At 63.5% G+C, this 17,370-nt stretch carries 13 protein-coding genes; 6 read left to right on the top strand and 7 right to left on the bottom strand.

Annotated elements, in window-relative coordinates; genetic code table 11:
* Positions 1-7: 7 nt before the first annotated feature.
* From ACXZ1M_RS28405 to ACXZ1M_RS28395, 3 genes are all read left to right on the top strand, one after another.
* Positions 8-640 (top strand): 3-keto-disaccharide hydrolase, encoded by a 633-nt coding sequence (locus tag ACXZ1M_RS28405; protein ID WP_459050939.1) that lies wholly within the window; start codon positions 8-10, stop codon positions 638-640.
* Positions 641-927: 287 nt separating this feature from the next.
* Entirely contained in the window at positions 928-3,387 is a 2,460-nt protein-coding gene (locus ACXZ1M_RS28400; protein WP_459050938.1) for a cellulose binding domain-containing protein, read from the top strand.
* A gap of 9 nt (positions 3,388-3,396) precedes the next feature.
* Positions 3,397-3,978 carry a PEP-CTERM sorting domain-containing protein gene (locus tag ACXZ1M_RS28395; RefSeq protein WP_459050937.1) on the top strand — a complete coding sequence of 194 codons (582 nt, stop codon included), beginning with the start codon at positions 3,397-3,399 and terminating at the stop codon, positions 3,976-3,978.
* Here the strand turns inward: ACXZ1M_RS28395 and ACXZ1M_RS28390 are convergent.
* Together ACXZ1M_RS28390 and ACXZ1M_RS28385 are read right to left on the bottom strand one after the other, a co-directional pair.
* Positions 3,967-4,608: an NrsF family protein gene (locus ACXZ1M_RS28390; RefSeq protein WP_459050936.1), complete on the bottom strand. Its 642-nt coding sequence runs from the start codon at positions 4,606-4,608 to the stop codon at positions 3,967-3,969. The genes ACXZ1M_RS28395 and ACXZ1M_RS28390 overlap by 12 nt on opposite strands.
* On the bottom strand, positions 4,605-5,177 hold the full coding sequence (locus ACXZ1M_RS28385; RefSeq protein WP_459050935.1) for a sigma-70 family RNA polymerase sigma factor: 573 nt from the start codon (positions 5,175-5,177) through the stop codon (positions 4,605-4,607). The genes ACXZ1M_RS28390 and ACXZ1M_RS28385 overlap by 4 nt, the downstream gene beginning before the upstream one ends.
* A gap of 127 nt (positions 5,178-5,304) precedes the next feature.
* Between ACXZ1M_RS28385 and ACXZ1M_RS28380 the strand changes: the two genes are divergently transcribed.
* Genes ACXZ1M_RS28380 through ACXZ1M_RS28370 form a run of 3 tightly spaced genes read left to right on the top strand, consistent with a single transcriptional unit; the run spans position 5,305 to position 6,983 of the window.
* Positions 5,305-5,925 (top strand): cytochrome b/b6 domain-containing protein, encoded by a 621-nt coding sequence (locus ACXZ1M_RS28380; protein WP_459054086.1) that lies wholly within the window; start codon positions 5,305-5,307, stop codon positions 5,923-5,925.
* A gap of 16 nt (positions 5,926-5,941) precedes the next feature.
* Complete coding sequence (locus tag ACXZ1M_RS28375) at positions 5,942-6,706, top strand: molybdopterin-dependent oxidoreductase (RefSeq protein ID WP_459050934.1); 765 nt, start codon at positions 5,942-5,944, stop codon at positions 6,704-6,706.
* Positions 6,707-6,740: 34 nt separating this feature from the next.
* Positions 6,741-6,983 (top strand): pentapeptide MXKDX repeat protein, encoded by a 243-nt coding sequence (locus ACXZ1M_RS28370; RefSeq protein WP_459050933.1) that lies wholly within the window; start codon positions 6,741-6,743, stop codon positions 6,981-6,983.
* A 51-nt stretch (positions 6,984-7,034) separates the two neighbouring features.
* On the opposite strand, the gene ACXZ1M_RS28365 is transcribed toward ACXZ1M_RS28370, so the two are convergent.
* From ACXZ1M_RS28365 to ACXZ1M_RS28345, 5 genes are all read right to left on the bottom strand, one after another.
* Positions 7,035-7,781 (bottom strand): PEP-CTERM sorting domain-containing protein, encoded by a 747-nt coding sequence (locus tag ACXZ1M_RS28365; protein WP_459050932.1) that lies wholly within the window; start codon positions 7,779-7,781, stop codon positions 7,035-7,037.
* Between the two features lie 19 nt (positions 7,782-7,800).
* The gene (locus tag ACXZ1M_RS28360; RefSeq protein ID WP_459050931.1) at positions 7,801-10,956 is read right to left on the bottom strand and encodes a S8 family serine peptidase; all 3,156 of its coding nucleotides are present in this window, start codon (positions 10,954-10,956) and stop codon (positions 7,801-7,803) included.
* Entirely contained in the window at positions 10,953-11,672 is a 720-nt protein-coding gene (locus tag ACXZ1M_RS28355) for an NF038120 family PEP-CTERM protein (RefSeq protein ID WP_459050930.1), read from the bottom strand. Before ACXZ1M_RS28355 ends, ACXZ1M_RS28360 begins: the two co-directional genes overlap by 4 nt.
* Before the next feature lie 278 nt (positions 11,673-11,950).
* The gene (locus ACXZ1M_RS28350; RefSeq protein ID WP_459050929.1) at positions 11,951-15,031 is read right to left on the bottom strand and encodes a di-heme oxidoredictase family protein; all 3,081 of its coding nucleotides are present in this window, start codon (positions 15,029-15,031) and stop codon (positions 11,951-11,953) included.
* A gap of 323 nt (positions 15,032-15,354) precedes the next feature.
* Positions 15,355-17,325 (bottom strand): peptidase U32 family protein, encoded by a 1,971-nt coding sequence (locus tag ACXZ1M_RS28345; RefSeq protein WP_459050928.1) that lies wholly within the window; start codon positions 17,323-17,325, stop codon positions 15,355-15,357.
* Positions 17,326-17,370 lie beyond the last annotated feature (45 nt).

Below are 17,370 nucleotides of genomic sequence, written 5' to 3'. Positions count from 1 at the left end.
AGACGAGATGGTGAAGAAGTTGTTGGGTGGCGTAATACTAACCGTGTTCGCGCAGGGCGCGGGCGCGGCTGACTTGTTCAACGGCCGCGATTTCAGCGGTTGGGAATTGCAAACCACGCCGGCCGCCGCTATCGCGGACGTGTTCCGCGTGCTGCCGGACGGCGTGATCGCCTCGGCCGGCAAGCCGTCCGGCTTCCTGGCGACGCAGGAGAACTACCGCAACTACAAGCTGCACGTGGAATGGCGCTGGACCGGCAAGCCTGGCAACGGCGGCGTGCTGCTGCACATCAGCCCCGGCCAGTTCGACCGCGTGTGGCCGGTCAGCCTGCAGGTGCAGACCAAATTCGGCAACGCCGGCGACGTGCTGCCGATGGCGGCGGCCAGCTTTGAAGAAGCCCTCACCAGCGCGCCCGGCGCGGAAACCCGCATCAAGGCGCATACGGCGGCCGACAGCGAAAAACCGGCAGGCGAGTGGAACGCGTGCGATATCGTCAGCCGCGACGGCGTGGTGGAAGTGACCTTGAATGGCGTGCTGCAAAATCGCGTGTCGCATGTATCGCCTGCATCGGGACGGATCGGCTTCCAGCTGGAAGGCACGCCCTACGAATTGCGCCGCGTGGAGCTGACGCCCCTGGAATGAGAAAACCCTGCCGGCGAAGGAGACGAGGGAGAGTGTAACCGGCAGGGAAGGAGTGCAGATCCAGTATCGGGATTTGCGCTGAGCGTGTCAACGGCGTGCGCGATCTAATCATTTTTATGATCGCCTGCCGCCGGCCGGTTTGCCAAATAACGTTCCCGCAGTTGGTTGTTTTCATAATTGCATCGATCTGAAACCAGTCGCAGAATGGTTTTACACGTGCTAACACGTGATAACTATAAATCGACGGAGACGAAAAATTGAAAACAACAGCCAGCTTGGCGCTGCTTATGGCAGGCCTATGGATGCCGCTCGCCGGTACAGCGGAAAACTACCACTGGGACTCGGTGGCCATCGGGGGAGGTGGTTTCGTATCGGGCATCATCCCCAGTAAATCGGAGCGCGGCGTGGTGTATGCCCGCACCGATGTCGGCGGCGCCTATCGCTGGGACCAGAACAGCGCGCGCTGGATCGCCCTCAACGACTGGGTCAGCGAACCCGATATCGGCCTGCTCGGCATCGAGTCGCTGGCGGTGGACCCGCACAACGCCGCCAATGTCTATCTGCTGGCCGGCACCAGCTACTTCAGCAACGGCAAAACCGCCATCCTGCGCTCCAGCGACTACGGCAAGACTTTTGCCGTCACCGATGTCAGCGCGCAGTTCAAGGCCCACGGCAACGGCATGGGGCGCCAGAACGGCGAGAAGCTGCAGGTCGATCCCGGCGCCGGTAATGTGCTGTATGTCGGCACCCGCCGCAATGGCCTGTTCCGCAGCGTGGACTCGGGCACGACCTGGGGGCGTCTTGCCGCGCTGGATGTGAGCACCACCCCCAATGACAACGGCATCAGCTTCGTGCTGCTGGACCCTTCCAGTGCAAGCAGCGGCATCGCCAAGCGGATCTTTGTCGGCGTATCGCGTTCCAATTCGGCCGGCCCGAATCTGTATTTCAGCGCCGATTCCGGTGCGACCTTCACTGCGGTCAAAGGCGGGCCTGGCGCGGGGCTGATGCCGCAGCGCGCGGCCATTTCCTCCAAGGGCAAGCTGTATATCACTTACGCCAACGGCGCCGGCCCGCATCCGGGCACGGATGAACCGATGGACAACGGCCAGGTCTGGGAATACAACGCGGTCGGCGGCAACTGGGTCAACATCACGCCGGCGGGACTGGCGCGGCCGTTCGGCGGCATCAGCGTGGACCCGGCCAATCCCAAGCATCTGGTCACCTCCACCATCAACACCTGGATGCAGCAGACCGGCAACGCCTATGGCGACCGGATCCTGACTTCCAACGACGCCGGCCGTAGCTGGAGCGACGTGGTGGCGCGCGGCTTTGCGCTCGATAGCGCAGGCGCCAGCTGGATCAACAACGGCGCCTCCATCCATTGGGCCGGCTCGATCGAGTTCGATCCCTTCGACGCGAAGGCGGCGTGGGTCGGCTCGGGCAATGGCCTGTTCAAGACCGCCGACATCGATGCACCGACCACCACCTGGCGCTTCAATGTCGAGGGTCTGGAAGAAACCGTGCCGTTCAACTTCGAGACGGTGCCGGGCGGGCCGCTGGTGTCGACCATCGGCGATTTCGATGGCTTCATCAACGCCGATCCCGCGCAGTACGGTGCCCAGCACAGTCCTCAGATGGGCACCACCAGGGGCCTGGCGATCGCGCCGCAGGATGGCCGCATCATGGCGCGTGCCGGTTCGTCGATCTTTTATTCGACCAATGGTGGCGCCAGCTGGAACAAATCGGCTGTCATCAACGGCGCGCAGGGGCAACTGGCTTTGTCGGCCGACGGTTACGCGTTGCTGCATAGCCCGGACAATTCGTCCATAAGCTACCGCTCCACCAACTACGGCGGCAGCTGGAGCTCCATCACGGGCCTAGCGGTCAACAACGCGCGCCCGGTGGCGGATCCGGTCAATCCGAACAAGTTCTACGCCTACGACGGCAACGGCCTGTTCGCCAGCGTGGACGGCGGCACCAGTTTCGCGCCCAAGGGCAATCCGGGCGCTGGAGGTTCCAACATCATCCGGTTGGCGCCGGGACGGGAAGGCGACTTGTGGGTGTGCCTGAACGGCGGCGGCTTGACCCGCTCCACCGATTCCGGCGTCAGCTTCGCCAAGGTCGCCAGCGTGAACGAGTGCGGCTCAATCGGTTTCGGCAAGGCGGCGCCGGATGCAGCCTATCCGACGCTGTACATGCTGGGCACCGTGGGCACAACGCGCGGCGTGCTGCGCTCCACCGATGCCGGCACGACCTGGGTGCGGGTCAATGACGAGGCCCACCAGTACGGCGGCAGCGGCAATGCGCACATGATCAACGGCGACTTGAATGTGTATGGCCGCGTGTACATGAGCACCGCAGGGCGCGGCATCGCCTACGGCAGCGTGGCGGCGGACGGCGAGGTGATCGCCACGCCGGTTGTTGGCGGCCCACCGGCTGGCAATCAGCCGGTCAACCAGTGCACTTACGTGGTGACGGCTTCCTGGCAAGGCGGCTACAACGCGGCGGTACGCATCACCAACAACCGCAGCACAATGCTCAGCGGCTGGTCGGTCACCTGGACCTATACAGACAACTCAGTGGTGCAAGGGTACTGGAACGCCGCCGTTACAGGCAGCAGCCCGACCTATACAGCTACGCCCAACCAGAGCTGGAACCACGACATTTATCCGGGCAGCACAGTGGAATTCGGCATGACGGTCAGCGGCTCGGCCCTGCCTGTCGTCACCGGCGACGTTTGCAACTAAGGAAAAATCATGAACAAATTTCTGATCGGTTTATTTGTCAGCGCCGGCTTGCTGCTGGCCAGCCAGGCCCAATCGGCAACGGTGGATTTTGAAGACCTGCTGGCGGACGGTGATCTTGCGGCAATCACCAGTCCCTACGCGGGCCTGAACTGGGCGGAGGACTGGTATTACGGCGACACTGCGGTGGAAGGCTACGACAACGGCGCCCATTCCGGCGCGTCATTCGTCACCAATGGCTATGGCGTGGACAATCTGGCCGTGAGCAGCGCCACGACGTTTAACTTCAGCGGCGCCTGGTTTGCCGCGCCCAATACCAACGGTGCGGTGGCCAGCTGGATCAATATCACCGCCTACAACACTGCCGGTGATGTAATCGGCAGCACTGGCAATGTAGCGATAAGCCAGAGCTACCGATGGGTGTCGGCGAACTTCGCCAACGTCGCGCGCCTGAGCATTGCGCGCGACGATGGCTGGTTCGTCATGGATGACTTCACGGTGCAAAGCGCCGTGCCGGAGCCGTCCACCTTCCTGATGTTGGGGGCGGGCCTGGCGATGCTGGCGGTGGCGTCGCGCCGGCGCTTACCAGGCTAGCACGCGCGGCCCGATCAGCGCGCCCAGCGCGGTGGGAATCAATATGCCCAGCAGATACCAGAAGCCGACAAAGGCGATACTGAGCTCGGGGCAATGCAGGCAGTACACCGTTGCGGCGGTGGCGCCTGCCGCGAAGCCCGCCGCGCCGCCCGCCAGACGCAGACGGGTGGGCGCGCGATTGCGAATGATGTGCAGCACCGCCGCGAAGATCGGTAGTGAGATCAGCGCGATCAGCAAGGGGCAGTAGCGCCAGGTGCGGCCCCAGAATAGTTCCGCGCGCAGCTCGGGCGCGGCGTTCGCCAGCAGCACGGCAGCGCCGCACCACGCCAGCAGAATCGGGCCGCCGAGGTAGAGCGGCAACTGCCCGGTTGCCGCGCCGGGCGTCGACAGGCGCTTGACGGCCAGCCAGCCTGCAGCGGACAACGCCAGCGAAAACAGCAGCTTGCTCCAGAATGCGCCCCAACTCAGTTCCTCCAACAAGTTGGAACGCACGCCCAGCAGCATCAGCATGAGGGCGACGCTGGCCAGCAAGCCACCTGCCAAGGGAAGCATTGTGGCGCGCGCAGCCAGGGGCGGCGTGCCGGCATCCGGTCCGCTGGAGAGCATGTCGATCAAATCATCCGTTTTCATATCGTTTCCCGCAATGTGCTTGCCAATGTCTTCAGGCCGCGATGGACCGATACCTTTACCGCCGCTTCCGACATGTCCAACCGTTCCGCCGCCTCACGCACCGACAAGCCATCGAGCTTGGTGTAGATGATGGCGTCGCGCTGCTTGTCCGGCAGCGTGGACAGCAGCTTCATCACGTCACGCTGGACGTCGCCGGCTTCGTGGTCGGCGGACGAGAACAGCGCGTCCTCGTCGTCCAGCGGCTGGAGCAGGCTGTCCTGGCGCGCATGGCGGCGCAGCCAGTCGATCAGCTTGTACCTGGCGATGGCATAAATCCAGGCGGTCAGGGGCAGGCCGCTGTCGTACGTCAGGCGCTGGTTGTGGATCGCCAGCAGCGATTCTTGCACCAGATCCTCCACCTGGTCCGGCCACCCGCCCAGCCGGCGACGCAGGAACGCGCGCAGATAAGGCGTGGTCGCCTGCAGAAAACGCCGGTAGGCCTGGGCGTCGCCGTCCAGTCCCTGCAGGAATAGCGCATGCAGCCGCAACTCCGTGTGGCGCAGAGGGTTCTGCTCTGTTATTCGTTCCATGGACGCCTTTGGTAACAGTTTCATCGAAATATATTTTTAGGCGACGCTGTAACCTTGTCGCGGATCGCAGCGAATTACCTGTCACTGTTCCCAACAATGCAGGTGATATGCGATGAAACTCCTGTCTATGCGTCGGCATGATATGCCGACTAGCGCCACCGAGTCAAAAACGGTGCATCCGGCCTGGCTGCGCTGCACGCACTGGCTGAACGCGCTGGCTGTCGTGCTGCTGGTGACCAGCGGCTGGCGCATCTACAACGCCACCGCCTTTCTCGGCTTCGATATCCCGCGCGGCCTGACGATCGGCGGCTGGCTGGGTGGCGCGCTGCAATGGCATTTCGCCGCCATGTGGCTGCTGGTCGCCAACGGCGTGCTGTATTTGCTAATTAACCTGGGGTCTGGCCGCCTGCGGCGCCAGTTCTTCCCGATTTCGCCGCGCCAGCTGCTGCAGGACGTGGGCGCCGCGCTGCGCGGCAAGCTGTCGCACGCCGATCCGCGCCACTATAACAGCGTGCAGCGGCTGGCTTACCTGTTCGTGATGATCGACAGCGTGCTGCTGGTTCTTTCCGGCCTGGTGCTGTGGAAGTCTGTGCAGTTTCCCATACTGCGTGAGCTGCTGGGCGGTTACGAGGCGGCGCGCTACATCCATTTCTATGCCATGGCGGCGCTGTGCGCCTTCATTGTGGTGCACGTGGTGATGGTGGCGCTGGTGCCGCGCACCTTGCTGGCCATGCTGCGTGGCCGTTAATCATCCGGGACCGACCATGAAGATCATTAAGAACCTCACCGGCGAGTTGATGCTGAAGGATGCCATCGCCCGCGTCCCCCAACCGTCGCGCCGCGCGTTCCTGCAGCGTGGCCTGACACTCGGCGGCTTAAGCCTGCTGACCGGGTGCGCCACCGATGACCAGGACAGCATCGAGCAGGCATTGACCAGCATATCGCGCTTCAACGACCGCGCCCAGGCGCTGCTGTTCGATCCCAAGCGCCTGGCGCCGACTTACCCGGCCAGCATGATAACGCGGCCGTTTCCGTTCAATGCCTACTACGGCGAAGAGGAAGTCCGTATCGTTGACGGCGACGCATGGCGGCTGGAACTGAGCGGCTTGATCGCCGACCGCAAGCCATGGTCCTTGGCCGCCTTGCGTGCGTTGCCGCAGCAGTCGCAGATCACGCGCCACATCTGTGTCGAGGGCTGGAGCGCCATCGGGCGGTGGGGCGGGGTGCCGTTTGCGCATTTCCTGCGCCACGTCGGCGCGGACCTGAGCGCGAAGTATGTCGGCTTCAAATGCGCGGACGATTATTTCACCAGCATCGACATGGCCACTGCGCTGCATCCGCAAACCATCATGGCGCTGACGTACGACGGTGCGCCTTTGCCGCCGCGTTACGGCTTCCCGATGAAGCTGCGCATGCCGACCAAGCTCGGTTACAAGAATCCCAAGCACGTACAAGCCATTTTCGTCACCAATACCTACTCTGGCGGCTACTGGGAAGACCAGGGGTATAACTGGTTCGGCGGCAGCTGAACCTACTTTTTCTATCACTCACCAAGGAACCATCATGAAAAAAATCGCCATCGCACTGATCACCACCGTCCTGTCCATGTCCGGTGCCGCTTACGCGCAGGATGCCATGAAGAAGGAAGACAAGGCCATGCACAAGGATGAAATGAAGAAGGACGCCATGAAGAAAGACGGCATGAAAAAGGATGAAATGAAAAAGGACGAAATGAAAAAAGACGAGATGAAGAAGGATGCGATGAAAAAAGACGAGATGATGAAAAAAGACGAAATGAAGAAGTAAGCAAAGCAAAAACCTGAGGCGGAAACCATCCGCCTCAGGCTCGCATCAAACTCAGGCTGCGCGTTTGCGACGACGCGCCAGCAGTGCCAGCAGACCCAGGCCGGCGCCAAACATCATCGTCTCACTCGGTTCCGGCACCGCGCTGATAGTGATGTTATCCAGCGCGACGTCGAAGTACACGAAGTCCGACACCATCCCCGGCATGGCGGTCGAGAACACCATCTGGTCGACCGAGGCCAGGATGTTCTTGAACGTGCGGTCGCTTGGCAGCTCGGGTTGCAGGTCTTCCGTCATCGCGCCATAACCCTTCCATCCAGCAGGCAGGCCCTTGGACTTGGTGTCGGCTATCGTCACCGAGAAGTGCTGCAACGGCCTGCTCGCATCCAGGTCACCCAGGTAGTACCACACGCTGGAGTAGTTCAAGCCCGGCGGCGGCGTGTCGAAGTCGCGCAGCTCGACGATCAACGGGCGCGTGGTTTCGCCGAAGTTGAAGTAGTTAACGTGCTCGGTGAAGACGTCCAGGCTGATGGTCACGGTCTTGCTGGTGCCATAGTTGCCGGTGAAGTTGGCATCCTTGCTGCCGAAGATCAGGAATTGATTTTCCATGGAGGTATGCAAGGCCTTGGTGGGACTGATCACGTCATCGATCTTGGTGCCGCCGGCGCCGTTGGACGCCTGCATGCCTTCCCAGCCATGCGGATTGCCGGAGAAGTCGACGGTGGTGGTTTTCGGATTGGCCAGGGCGGCGCTGCAAGCGATGCTTGCCAGGACCGCGATCAGGGTTTTAACAGTTTTCATAGAATTGGCTTTCATCAGATTATTTGCGGTTGTCGCGCTTCGGTGCGCGGGCTAGTGCGGCGGGCGGCGGCACGGTGTCGTCCGTGTCGACGTGAATCACCGTGCTGGTGGCGCGGCGCACGCCTTGCTCCAGCAAGTCCATCGCGCCGAGGTAGCGGGTGCCGGCGGTGAGGCCGGACCAGGTCAGCGCGACGGTGGCGTTGCTGCGGTTTTTCACCGTCGTCGGCACGGCCGCGTCAAGATTGCCGCCCTTGTCGTTGACCGTGACGTGCGCGGTCGAGAGCTGGAACTCGCTCGACACGCCATTCGCCACTTTGTAGCCCAACACGCAAACGCGGTAATTGCCGGCCACCGGATCGCGCAGCAGGATGGTTTCGTTGGAACCGTCGTGCAGCGCGATGCCGGCGATGGCGCCGTTGCTGTCGAGGACCGCCAGATCGAGATCGTCCTTGCCCTTGCCGCTGGTGTCGCGGTCGAACAGCTCGAAGCGCGCGGCCAGGGTATCGGCCGGGATCACATACGGCGTGACCGAAACGCCCTGGCTGCTGCTGTTGCAGGCCGCCGCCACTTGCAACGCGGTGTCGACGCTGTCCTCGCCGGCTTGATGCACCGTGAGCGTGGTTTTGGTCACCGGCTTCAGGCCGCCCGCCGCCACACCCAGCTTGCCGCTGTAGTCGGTGCCGATGCCGAGCAGCCTGGTGTCGGTGGTGCGCGAGCTGCGCACCGTCGGCGGCGCCGTCAACGAGGTGGCCGAGGAAGCGACGATGGGACTACGCACCGTGTGCACGCCATCGCTCCAGGTCAGCGAGCCGAATTGCCATGTGCGGTTCGGTGCGGTGGTGCGCTTCAGCGTCAAGCTGAAAGCGGCGCTGGCGCCCGGCGCGATGGTCAGGCTGGCCGGTTGCACGGTGGCCTCGTAGCCCTGCATGGTGACGCTGGCGTTGTAGGTCGCGGTCTGGCTGCCGACGTTGGTGACGCTGCGCCGTATCGTCGCCGCCGTCAGCACATTGCCGATGGCGATCGAGGCCTGATTGAGATTCCAGGCCTCGCTCATGCCGTAGCCGCACTGGTCGGCCTGTCCGCGTCCGCACATATACTTCTTGAAGTCGATCGCGCCCGCATCGTAGACCAGGCCCGGATCGTACGCGCGGTTGGGTTGCACGTGGCCGGCACCCTGGCCCCATGGCAGCTTGCCCGCCGTTTCATCCTTAAAGCCGTCGGACAGCGTATCGCCGGCGCTGGTCATCAGCGCCGACTTGATCGCCGCCGGCGTCCAGGTCGGATGCTGTTGGCGCAGCAGGGCGGCCAGGCCGGCGACGTGCGGCGTCGCCATCGAGGTGCCGTCCATGAAGGCCCAGGCCTGCTGGCCCGGCAGGGTGCCGGCGACGACTTCGCTGCGCTGTTCCGGCGTCAGCTCGGGCGATACGCCGGCCAGGATGCTGACGCCGGGTGCTGCCATGTCGGGCTTCATGATGCTTGTGTCGGAACCGCTCGGGCCACGCGACGAGAAGCCTGCAACCACCGGCGCCGAACCGGGAACGGTGGCGATGATGAACGGCGAGATGGCGGCCTTGCCGCGACCATTGGCCGCGTAGTCCTGGATCAGCAAGCCGTCGGCGTTGCTGACGTGGACCGTGGGCACCGAGTGCACTTCGGCCGTGAGGCCGCCGCCATTGTCGACCATGACCATGCCGACGCCGCCGGCTTCCTTGACCGCCTTGCTCTTGTCCACGCGGTCGTTGATGCCGCGTTCGCAGATGACGATCTTGCTCGCCACCTTGGCCGGATCGAGTATGGGCGATCCCATATTCCACTCGATGCTTGGGCATAGCGGCGCCGCCAGGGGATCGGTGCCGGCCAACACCGCATCCTGCGCGCGGATCATGGCGGTTTGCGGCAAGCCGTCCTTGGCCATCGACGCGCCCCTGAAGCTGCGGCCATCGGCCAGGCTCAGTGTCGATTGCAGCTGGCGGTCGTGGGTCGACGCCGCCACCGTCGTCAGCCAGGGGCTGATGTGCGACAACGTCATATTCGACGGGCCTTCGTTGCCGGCCGCCGCCGCGACGAACACGCCGGCGTTGGTGGCGTTGAGGAAGGCTTGCTCCACCGGGTCTTCGATATCGGCGCCGCCGCTGATCGAGTAGTTGATGACGTGGACGCCATCGGATACCGCCTTTTCGATCGCCGCCACGCTGTCCGACACGTAGCAGCCGTTGACGCCGCGCGGATCGTCCACGGTCTCGGCGCTCCAGCACACCTTGTACATGGCGACCCGCGCGCGTGGCGCGATGCCACCGGCTTTGCCCATCGGCAGACCGTCGACTATCGTGGCAACGCCGTGGTTGCCGGCCGCCGTGGACGAGGTGTGGGTGCCGTGGCCGCCGTGACCGGCGTTGCCGCCGATGCTATCGCGCGCCGAATTGAACTCGCTCCAGTGCAAGACATAGCCGTCGTTGAGGAAGCCCTGGTTGAAATACTGGGCGCCGATCAGCTTGTTGTTGCACAGGCCGGCATCAAAGCCTTCGCCTGGCTGGCAGCCGCCTTTCCATGCGGCCGGCGGCGCGCCGTAGGCCAGGGCCGCGCTGCTGTCCAGCGTCGGTGCGCCATTGCTGTCGACACGGTCGGTAAAGGCCAGGTTCTCCGGCCAGATGCCGCTGTCGATCACGCCGACGATGATGTCCTCACCGGCGCCGGCCACGCCGCCGGCCTTGCTCCACAAGCCGCCCGGCTGGTCCAGTCCGAGGAAGGTGGGCGTGTAGCTGGTGAGCAGGCGGCGCGGTTGGTCCGGCGTGATGCTGGCCACGCCGCTGTTGGCGCGCAGCGCGCGCACTTCGGCATCGGTCAGCAGGGCGGTGAAGCCGTTCAGCACCACGCTGTACTTGTGCAGCACAGGCGCCGACGCGACCAGCGCGGTCACGCTGGCCTGTTTCTGTTGCAGATAGGCGCCGTATTGCTGGACGGCCGGCGAGTCGAGGTTGAGGCGCTTGCCGTTGGCCGGCTGGGTCGCCGACAGTCCGCTGACGCCGCCCGAGTAGGACGAAATCGGCTTGTCGCCCAGCTGCACCACATAGGCGCGGCGAACGTCATCGGCATGGGCCTGCAGGCTGGCCAACATCAGCAGGACGCCGGCGCTGGTCAGGCGCAGGGCCAGGTTGGGGATGCGGCCGGCGCTCATGCTGCGCCTCCCACAGCAGTTGCAACAGCGGCAGCTGCCTGGCGTCGGCGCGACAGCCAGCCCATGCCCAGCAGACCGGCGCCCAGCATCATCCAGCTCGACGGTTCAGGAACGGCCGATACCTCGATATTGTCGATGGCGAACTGGCCCTTGAGATTTTCAAACGCCGAGCAATTGCCGTCGGAGTTGCAGGAGAAGCCGAAGAAGTCGATGGCGACAAACTGCTGCGAGCCGAATTCCTGGCTGGTGAGGAAATGGGCGAAATCAAAGCCGGGCGTGTTGAAGTCGCGCCCCTGCAGTTCGAAGTCCTGCCAGATGGTCGAGTTGTCGGCGCGGAAGCCTTGCACCCGCAGCACGCCGGCCACCGGCTGGTTCAAGCCTTCGTAGATATTGCCGATGAAACTGGCGTCGAACGATTGCAGCGTGAAGGCCTTGCCAGCGGTGCCGTGCTCGATTTCAATGATGCCGTCGTTCAACGCGGCATAGTAGCTGGTGGGATTGCCGGTGCCGCAGGCCAGCGCAATACAGGCGCCGCTGTTGCTGGCGCCATCGATGATGGCGCCAACCAGCGAACCCGGCGATGGGTCCAGGGCATAGCCATGCACCAGGTAGTCGCCCTGGGCGAAACCTTCGGCGTCCTTGATGATGCCGGAGAGGGGATTGCCGTTGGCGTCTTCGAACGCCAGCGTGTCTGCCATGGCGGGGAGTGCGGCCATCAAGGCCATGCCAAGCAGGGTGTTAAGGGATGTTCGGCTACGATACAAGTGTTTCATTGTCGACCTTTTCTTTTCACGTTTATCCCACTGCCGGCCGCTCATGACAGCCGGCAATCTTTTGGCCCGAGCTCACCGGGTTGCGAAAAAAGATAGCAAATATCCTATTATCTTAACTACTACTTAAGTGTAAAAGTTTACTTACAATTAGTCTTCAAACGCAAAAAGCCCGGTGCGAACACCGGGCTTTTTGCTGCCGCCGACGCAGCCGTGAACTGAATTTACAGCGACTTCAGGAAGGCCAGCAAAGCCTCGCGGTCACTCTTGGACAGGGCCTCGAAGCGCTGCCGCGACTTGGCCGCTTCGCCGTCATGCCACATGACGGCTTCGGTCAGATTGCGGGCGCGGCCATCGTGCAGGTAACCCACTTTGGTGCTGTCACCCATCACCTTGTCGGTGTAGCCAATACCCCACAGTGGCGCGGTACGCCACATATTGCCTTTGGCTTGGCCTTCGCCGAACTTGTCGGCCAGGCCGGCGCCCATGTCGTGCAGCAACAGGTCCGAGTACGGACGGATGGTCTGGTTGCGCAGTTCCGCAAACAGATGGCCGTTACCGGTTTTCATCTCCGCCGTATGGCAGGCGGCGCAGCGCATGCCCTGGAATACCTTGGCGCCGGCGGCGATTTTGGCAGGGTCGACATCCAGTTCGGCGATCGGCGCCACGCCTTTCGGGAAGCCGCTGGACACGCTGCGCTGTGCCGGCACCGCCACCAGCGCCAGGTAACGCGACAGCGATTGCAGGTCCGCCTCGCTGATGCCTTTCTGTGCTGCGGCCGATGCGCAGCCGGCCGGATCGCTATTGCACGAACGGTTGCGGTACACCGGCGACGTCACCGCCATGTCCTGTACCAGTGCGGACGCGGCTTGCTGGCGCAGCGTCGCCTTCGATGCCTTCCAGCCGAAGCGGCCCAGGCGCACCGCGCCGCTTTCCGGATCGAAGACGTAGTTGGCCACGCCTTTCACGCCGTCGACGTCGGCCGTGCCGGAGGCGCGGGCCAGGATGTCGGCTTCCGCCACCGCTTCCAGCAAACCGGCGCCGATGATCGGCTGCGCGGCGCGCAGCGACACCGTATCCGGCACCGGCCCCTCGAACGCCAGCTTGGGCTTGCGCAGTTCGACGGTGGTGCCGTCGGCCAGCTTCTTGCTGGTGCTCTCGAAACCGGCCACGCGCACACCGGTGCCCCAGTTCTGCGGCGCGCCGGACGTGGAGACGGCGTTCATCTGCACCGTGGTGCCGTACACCGGGTGCGGCAACTGCTGGCCGTTGGCGTTGGTCGTCGCCACCCGCACCGACATGGAGTCGAGGCGCTGGTTCAAGGCCTTCGGTGCCACGCTGCGGCCGTTGTTGACGTGACAGGCGAAGCACGAGGACTGGTTGAAGTGCGCGCCCTGCAAAGCCACCGCGCCATCGTAGCGGTCATTGCCTTGCTCGTTGTGATCGCCGGTGGTGAAGTTGGTGTGGAACAGGCGGCGACCTTCCACAAAGCGCTGCATGTTCTGCATGCCGATGTTGGTGTGCGGCTGCTGGAACATGAACGACGCCTCGTCCGAATAGTTGTAGCCCACCGAACCGATGCCGCCGGATAGCGTCTCGGCCGGCAACGGCACCGAATTCAGGCGCGGCTGCACGCCGTACCACGGCTTCAGTCCCTGGCCGACCACGTAGACCCACTCATACGAGTAGTAGCGGATGCCGCCGTTGTCGCCCTTGGCCTGCATGGACTCGGTGGTGGAGAACATCGATGGCGACACTTCGATCACGTCGCCTTGCACCAGCGCGCGCGCCTTGATGTCCTTGCCCGGAATCGGGAAGCCATTGGCGTCCAGCGCCGTCATGCCCGGATACTCGCGGACCTGCAAGGTGCAGGCGCCGTTGATGCCATTGGCGCTGGCCAGCTTGTAGTTGGCAGGGAAGGGCACGGGCTTGCAGACCTTCACGCTATCGTCCACCAATTGGCCCGGCGCCATCCAGCCGTAGCCGGTCACCCCCGGCCGATCAATGGCGCGGAAGAAGGCCACGCCACCTTGCAGGAAGTCGACGGTGCTGTACTGGTTGACGATCAGCTGCGGCTTGGTCACGCCGGGCACCTTGCTGTTGTCGATGATCTCCATGCCCCAGGTACGGTTCTTGAAGTATTGCGGCACGAAGCTCAGGTAGTTGCCCGGACCTTTGTCGACCGCCAGGCCGGTGACCGGGTCGATGGTTTCGTTCGGGCCGTAGCCGATTTCGTTCCACTCTTCGCCGCGCTCGCGGCCGTGACGCGCCAGGCCGCGCGCACCGAAGCGCGTGACCAGCGTGCCGTCGGCCAGCGTGAACTGCAGCGATTCGATGGCGTCGGAAGCAGGCAAGGGCGCCCAGCCGGCGCCGCTGGCAGGGAACTTGAACGCGGAAGTGGACGAGCTGCCCAGGGTGTTGTCGCTGCCCGGCGTCTTGAACTCGACTTCAAACAGCGAGTAGCCGTAGTTGGTGGCGCGCGCCACGCCTTGCAGGCGGATGAAGCGCGCGTTCACGCCGAGGTTGAAGAATTCCTCGGTGCCGCCGCGCCCATTGGTGACGCTGCGGAACTGCGTCCAGTTCTGGCCGTCGTCCGAAACCAGCAGGTTGTATTGCTTGCCGTAGGCGTTTTCCCACAGCAGTTTCATGTAGCCGACTTGCGTCTTGACGCCGAAGTCGAACTGGATCCAGGCGCCGTCGTCGAAGGCGCTGGCCCAGCGGGTGCCGGTCTTGCCGTCGATGGCGTTGGCGGCCGAGTTGCCCTGGTTTTCCACCAGCGATGACGTCGCCTGCACCGGCTTGATCGCCACGCCGGGCTTGGTGGTGTCGACCGGCACCGGGTCCGGCGTCGGCACGGTCGGCTCGGTGGGAGCGCTTCCGCCGGCGCCGCCAGAAAAGGCCTGGATCTCGAAGATCGAGTAGCCGTAGTTGGTCGAACGCTTCACGCCCTGCATGCGCAGGTAGCGACCGTTGGCTGCCAGCCCGGTCCAGTCTTCGACGCCGCCCTGGCTGTTGTCCACGGTCTTGACGGTGCGCCAGGTAGCGTTATCATCGGAGACCTGCAGAAGATACTGGGTCGCGCGGGCGTTTTCCCATTCGATGTGGACGCGGTTGATCGGCTTGGATACGCCGAAATCGAGCGTCAGGTACTGGTCATCGCTGAACAAGCTGCCCCAGCGGGTGGTCTGGTTGCGGTCGATGGCGGCGGCGGCGGACAAGTCGCCGCGTTCGGCACCGCTGGAAGTCGCGGCAACCGGGGTGAGTGCCACTTCGGGCTCGGCCGCCGTGGCGCCGCCCATGCGCATGGCGCTGGCGGTACGGTTTCCGGCCTCCGGCGCGCTGTCGCTGCCGCCACCGCAGGCGACAAGCGCAAGACTCAGAGCTAGCGGGAGCCCTGTTGTTTTTAATCTATGAAACGTTTCCAACGATCGCTGTCGATATGGAAGATTCTTCATGCTATCCCCTTGGCTTGTGGCTGGAAGTGAACTGCTGGCAATTGCCGCACGGAAATTCACATGAAGATAGCTGTTGTTTTGTTGTCTGTCAAGCTAGTTGGTCTATCGTGCAAGACTAAATCTGACGAACATGAATGCGCGCGATGTAGCACCGCGCGCAACATGAAAATGACTCAAGCGCGAGGGCGCTGGCGGTGGAAGGTGAGGGGAGTGTAAGTGACGTTCGATGGCGGCGCCGACTTCAAAATGTTCGGACGCATGGCGCCGACCACGTGCATTTCGCATGGCTTGCAGTCGAAGCGCAAGGTGTAGGTGTCGTCGCCGCTGACCAGGGTCATCGGTTCCGCACGCACCTGGCCTTGAACGCCTTGCACGCCCTTGGCCTGTTTCGGGCACAGGTTGAACGAGAAGCGCAGGCAGTGCTTGGTGATCATCAGCGGCACTTCGCCGGCTTCTTCGTGCGATTCATACGCGGCGGCGATCAGTTGCACGCCGTGCTTGGTGTAGAACGCGCGCGCCTTCTCGTTGTAGACGTTGGCCAGGTAGCTGAGCTGGGTGTCTGGATAGATGGCCGGCGGTTCGACCGGGGCCTTGCGCTCCGGACGGTCCCAGGCCGCCAGACGCACGGCTTCGTGCGCTTCGATCGCATCGCGGCGCAGGGCGTTGATGGCCGACGACGGAATGAACCACGGCTTGGCCAGCTTCAGTTCCACGCTCTCGGCCGAGAACATGGTGGCGCCCAATTTGGCCAGACTGGCGCGCAGCGACGCGTCCGCCTGCTCAGCCTGCTGCGCGGGCTGGTAGGCGATAGCGGCGTCGGTGTCGCTGGTCAGGCCGTCTTCGTCGCACAGCGACAGGCGCAGGCCATCCCCTTGCTCGCTCAGGGTCAGGTGGACGCCGACCTTGCGCTCGGAAGACTTCTTGTTCAACGCGCCTTCCCAGTGATGATCGCGGTTGCGCATCAGCGTGAGGCCAACCTTCAGACCGGGCAGGGCGCTGACTTGTTCATTCGGGTACACGCGCCATTGCTCGCCGTCTTCGCTTTCGCCCAGTTTCTTCACCGTGTTGGCCTGGATGCCGAAGGTCTCGCGCTTGTGCATGTAGTTCAGGCCGTCACCGTTGGCCATCGGCGCGTTGGTCGTCACGTCGATATGGTCGGTGGCGATGCGGGTGATGGTGCCCAGTTCCACGCCCACATATTTCGGGCTGTCGAAAGCGCCGATGTCGTCCAGGCGGCCGTTGGCGAAGTAATCGGTGTGGCCGCGGTGGAAGGTCTTGTCGACGTCCGGCGTGAACAGGATGCTGGTGCGGCCGCTGGCGGCGCGCGTGAATTCGGTGCGGCGCTCCATGATTTCGTCCAGCAGCAGACGGTAGTGGGCCGTGATGTTTTTCACGTAGCCCATGTCCTTGTAGCGGCCTTCGATCTTGAACGAACGAATGCCGGCATCGACCAGCGCTTCCAGGTTATTGGTCTGGTCGTTGTCCTTCATCGACAGCAGGTGCTTTTCATAAGCGACCACGCGGCCCTTGTTGTCGCTCAGCGTGTACGGCAGGCGGCAGTTCTGCGAGCAGTCGCCGCGATTGGCGCTGCGGCCGGTGTCGGCGTGCGAGATGTAGCATTGGCCGGAGTAGGCCACGCACAGCGCGCCGTGGATGAAGTATTCAAGCGGCGTATCGACTTCAGCGCGAATCGCGCGGATCTGTTCGATGGTCAGCTCTCGCGCCAACACCAGCTGCGAGAAGCCGACGTCGCCGAGGAACTTGGCTTTTTCCTTGGTGCGGATGTCGCACTGGGTACTGGCGTGCAGCTGGATAGGGGGCAGGTCCATTTCCAGCAGGCCCATGTCCTGCACGATGAGGGCGTCGACGCCGGCTTCGTACAACTGCCAGATTTGCTTGCGTGCGGCTTCCAGTTCGGCGTCGTGCAGGATGGTGTTGATGGTGACGAAAATGCGCGAGCGGTAGCGGTGCGCGAACTCCACCAGACTGGAGATTTCCTCGATCGTATTGCTGGCGTTGTGGCGCGCGCCAAACGCCGGGCCGCCGATATAGACGGCGTCGGCGCCGTGCAAAATGGCTTCGCGGCCGATTTCAGCGGTTTTGGCGGGCGACAGCAGTTCGAGCTGGTGGGCTAGCAGAGTCATGGCGATTCCTTACTTATGAAGGCGGGAATTATAACGAAATCAAGG

This window comes from Duganella paludis (assembly GCF_054461335.1).
The sequence above is the reverse complement of the archived record's forward strand: the minus strand, read 5'-3'. Positions and strand labels throughout refer to the sequence as shown.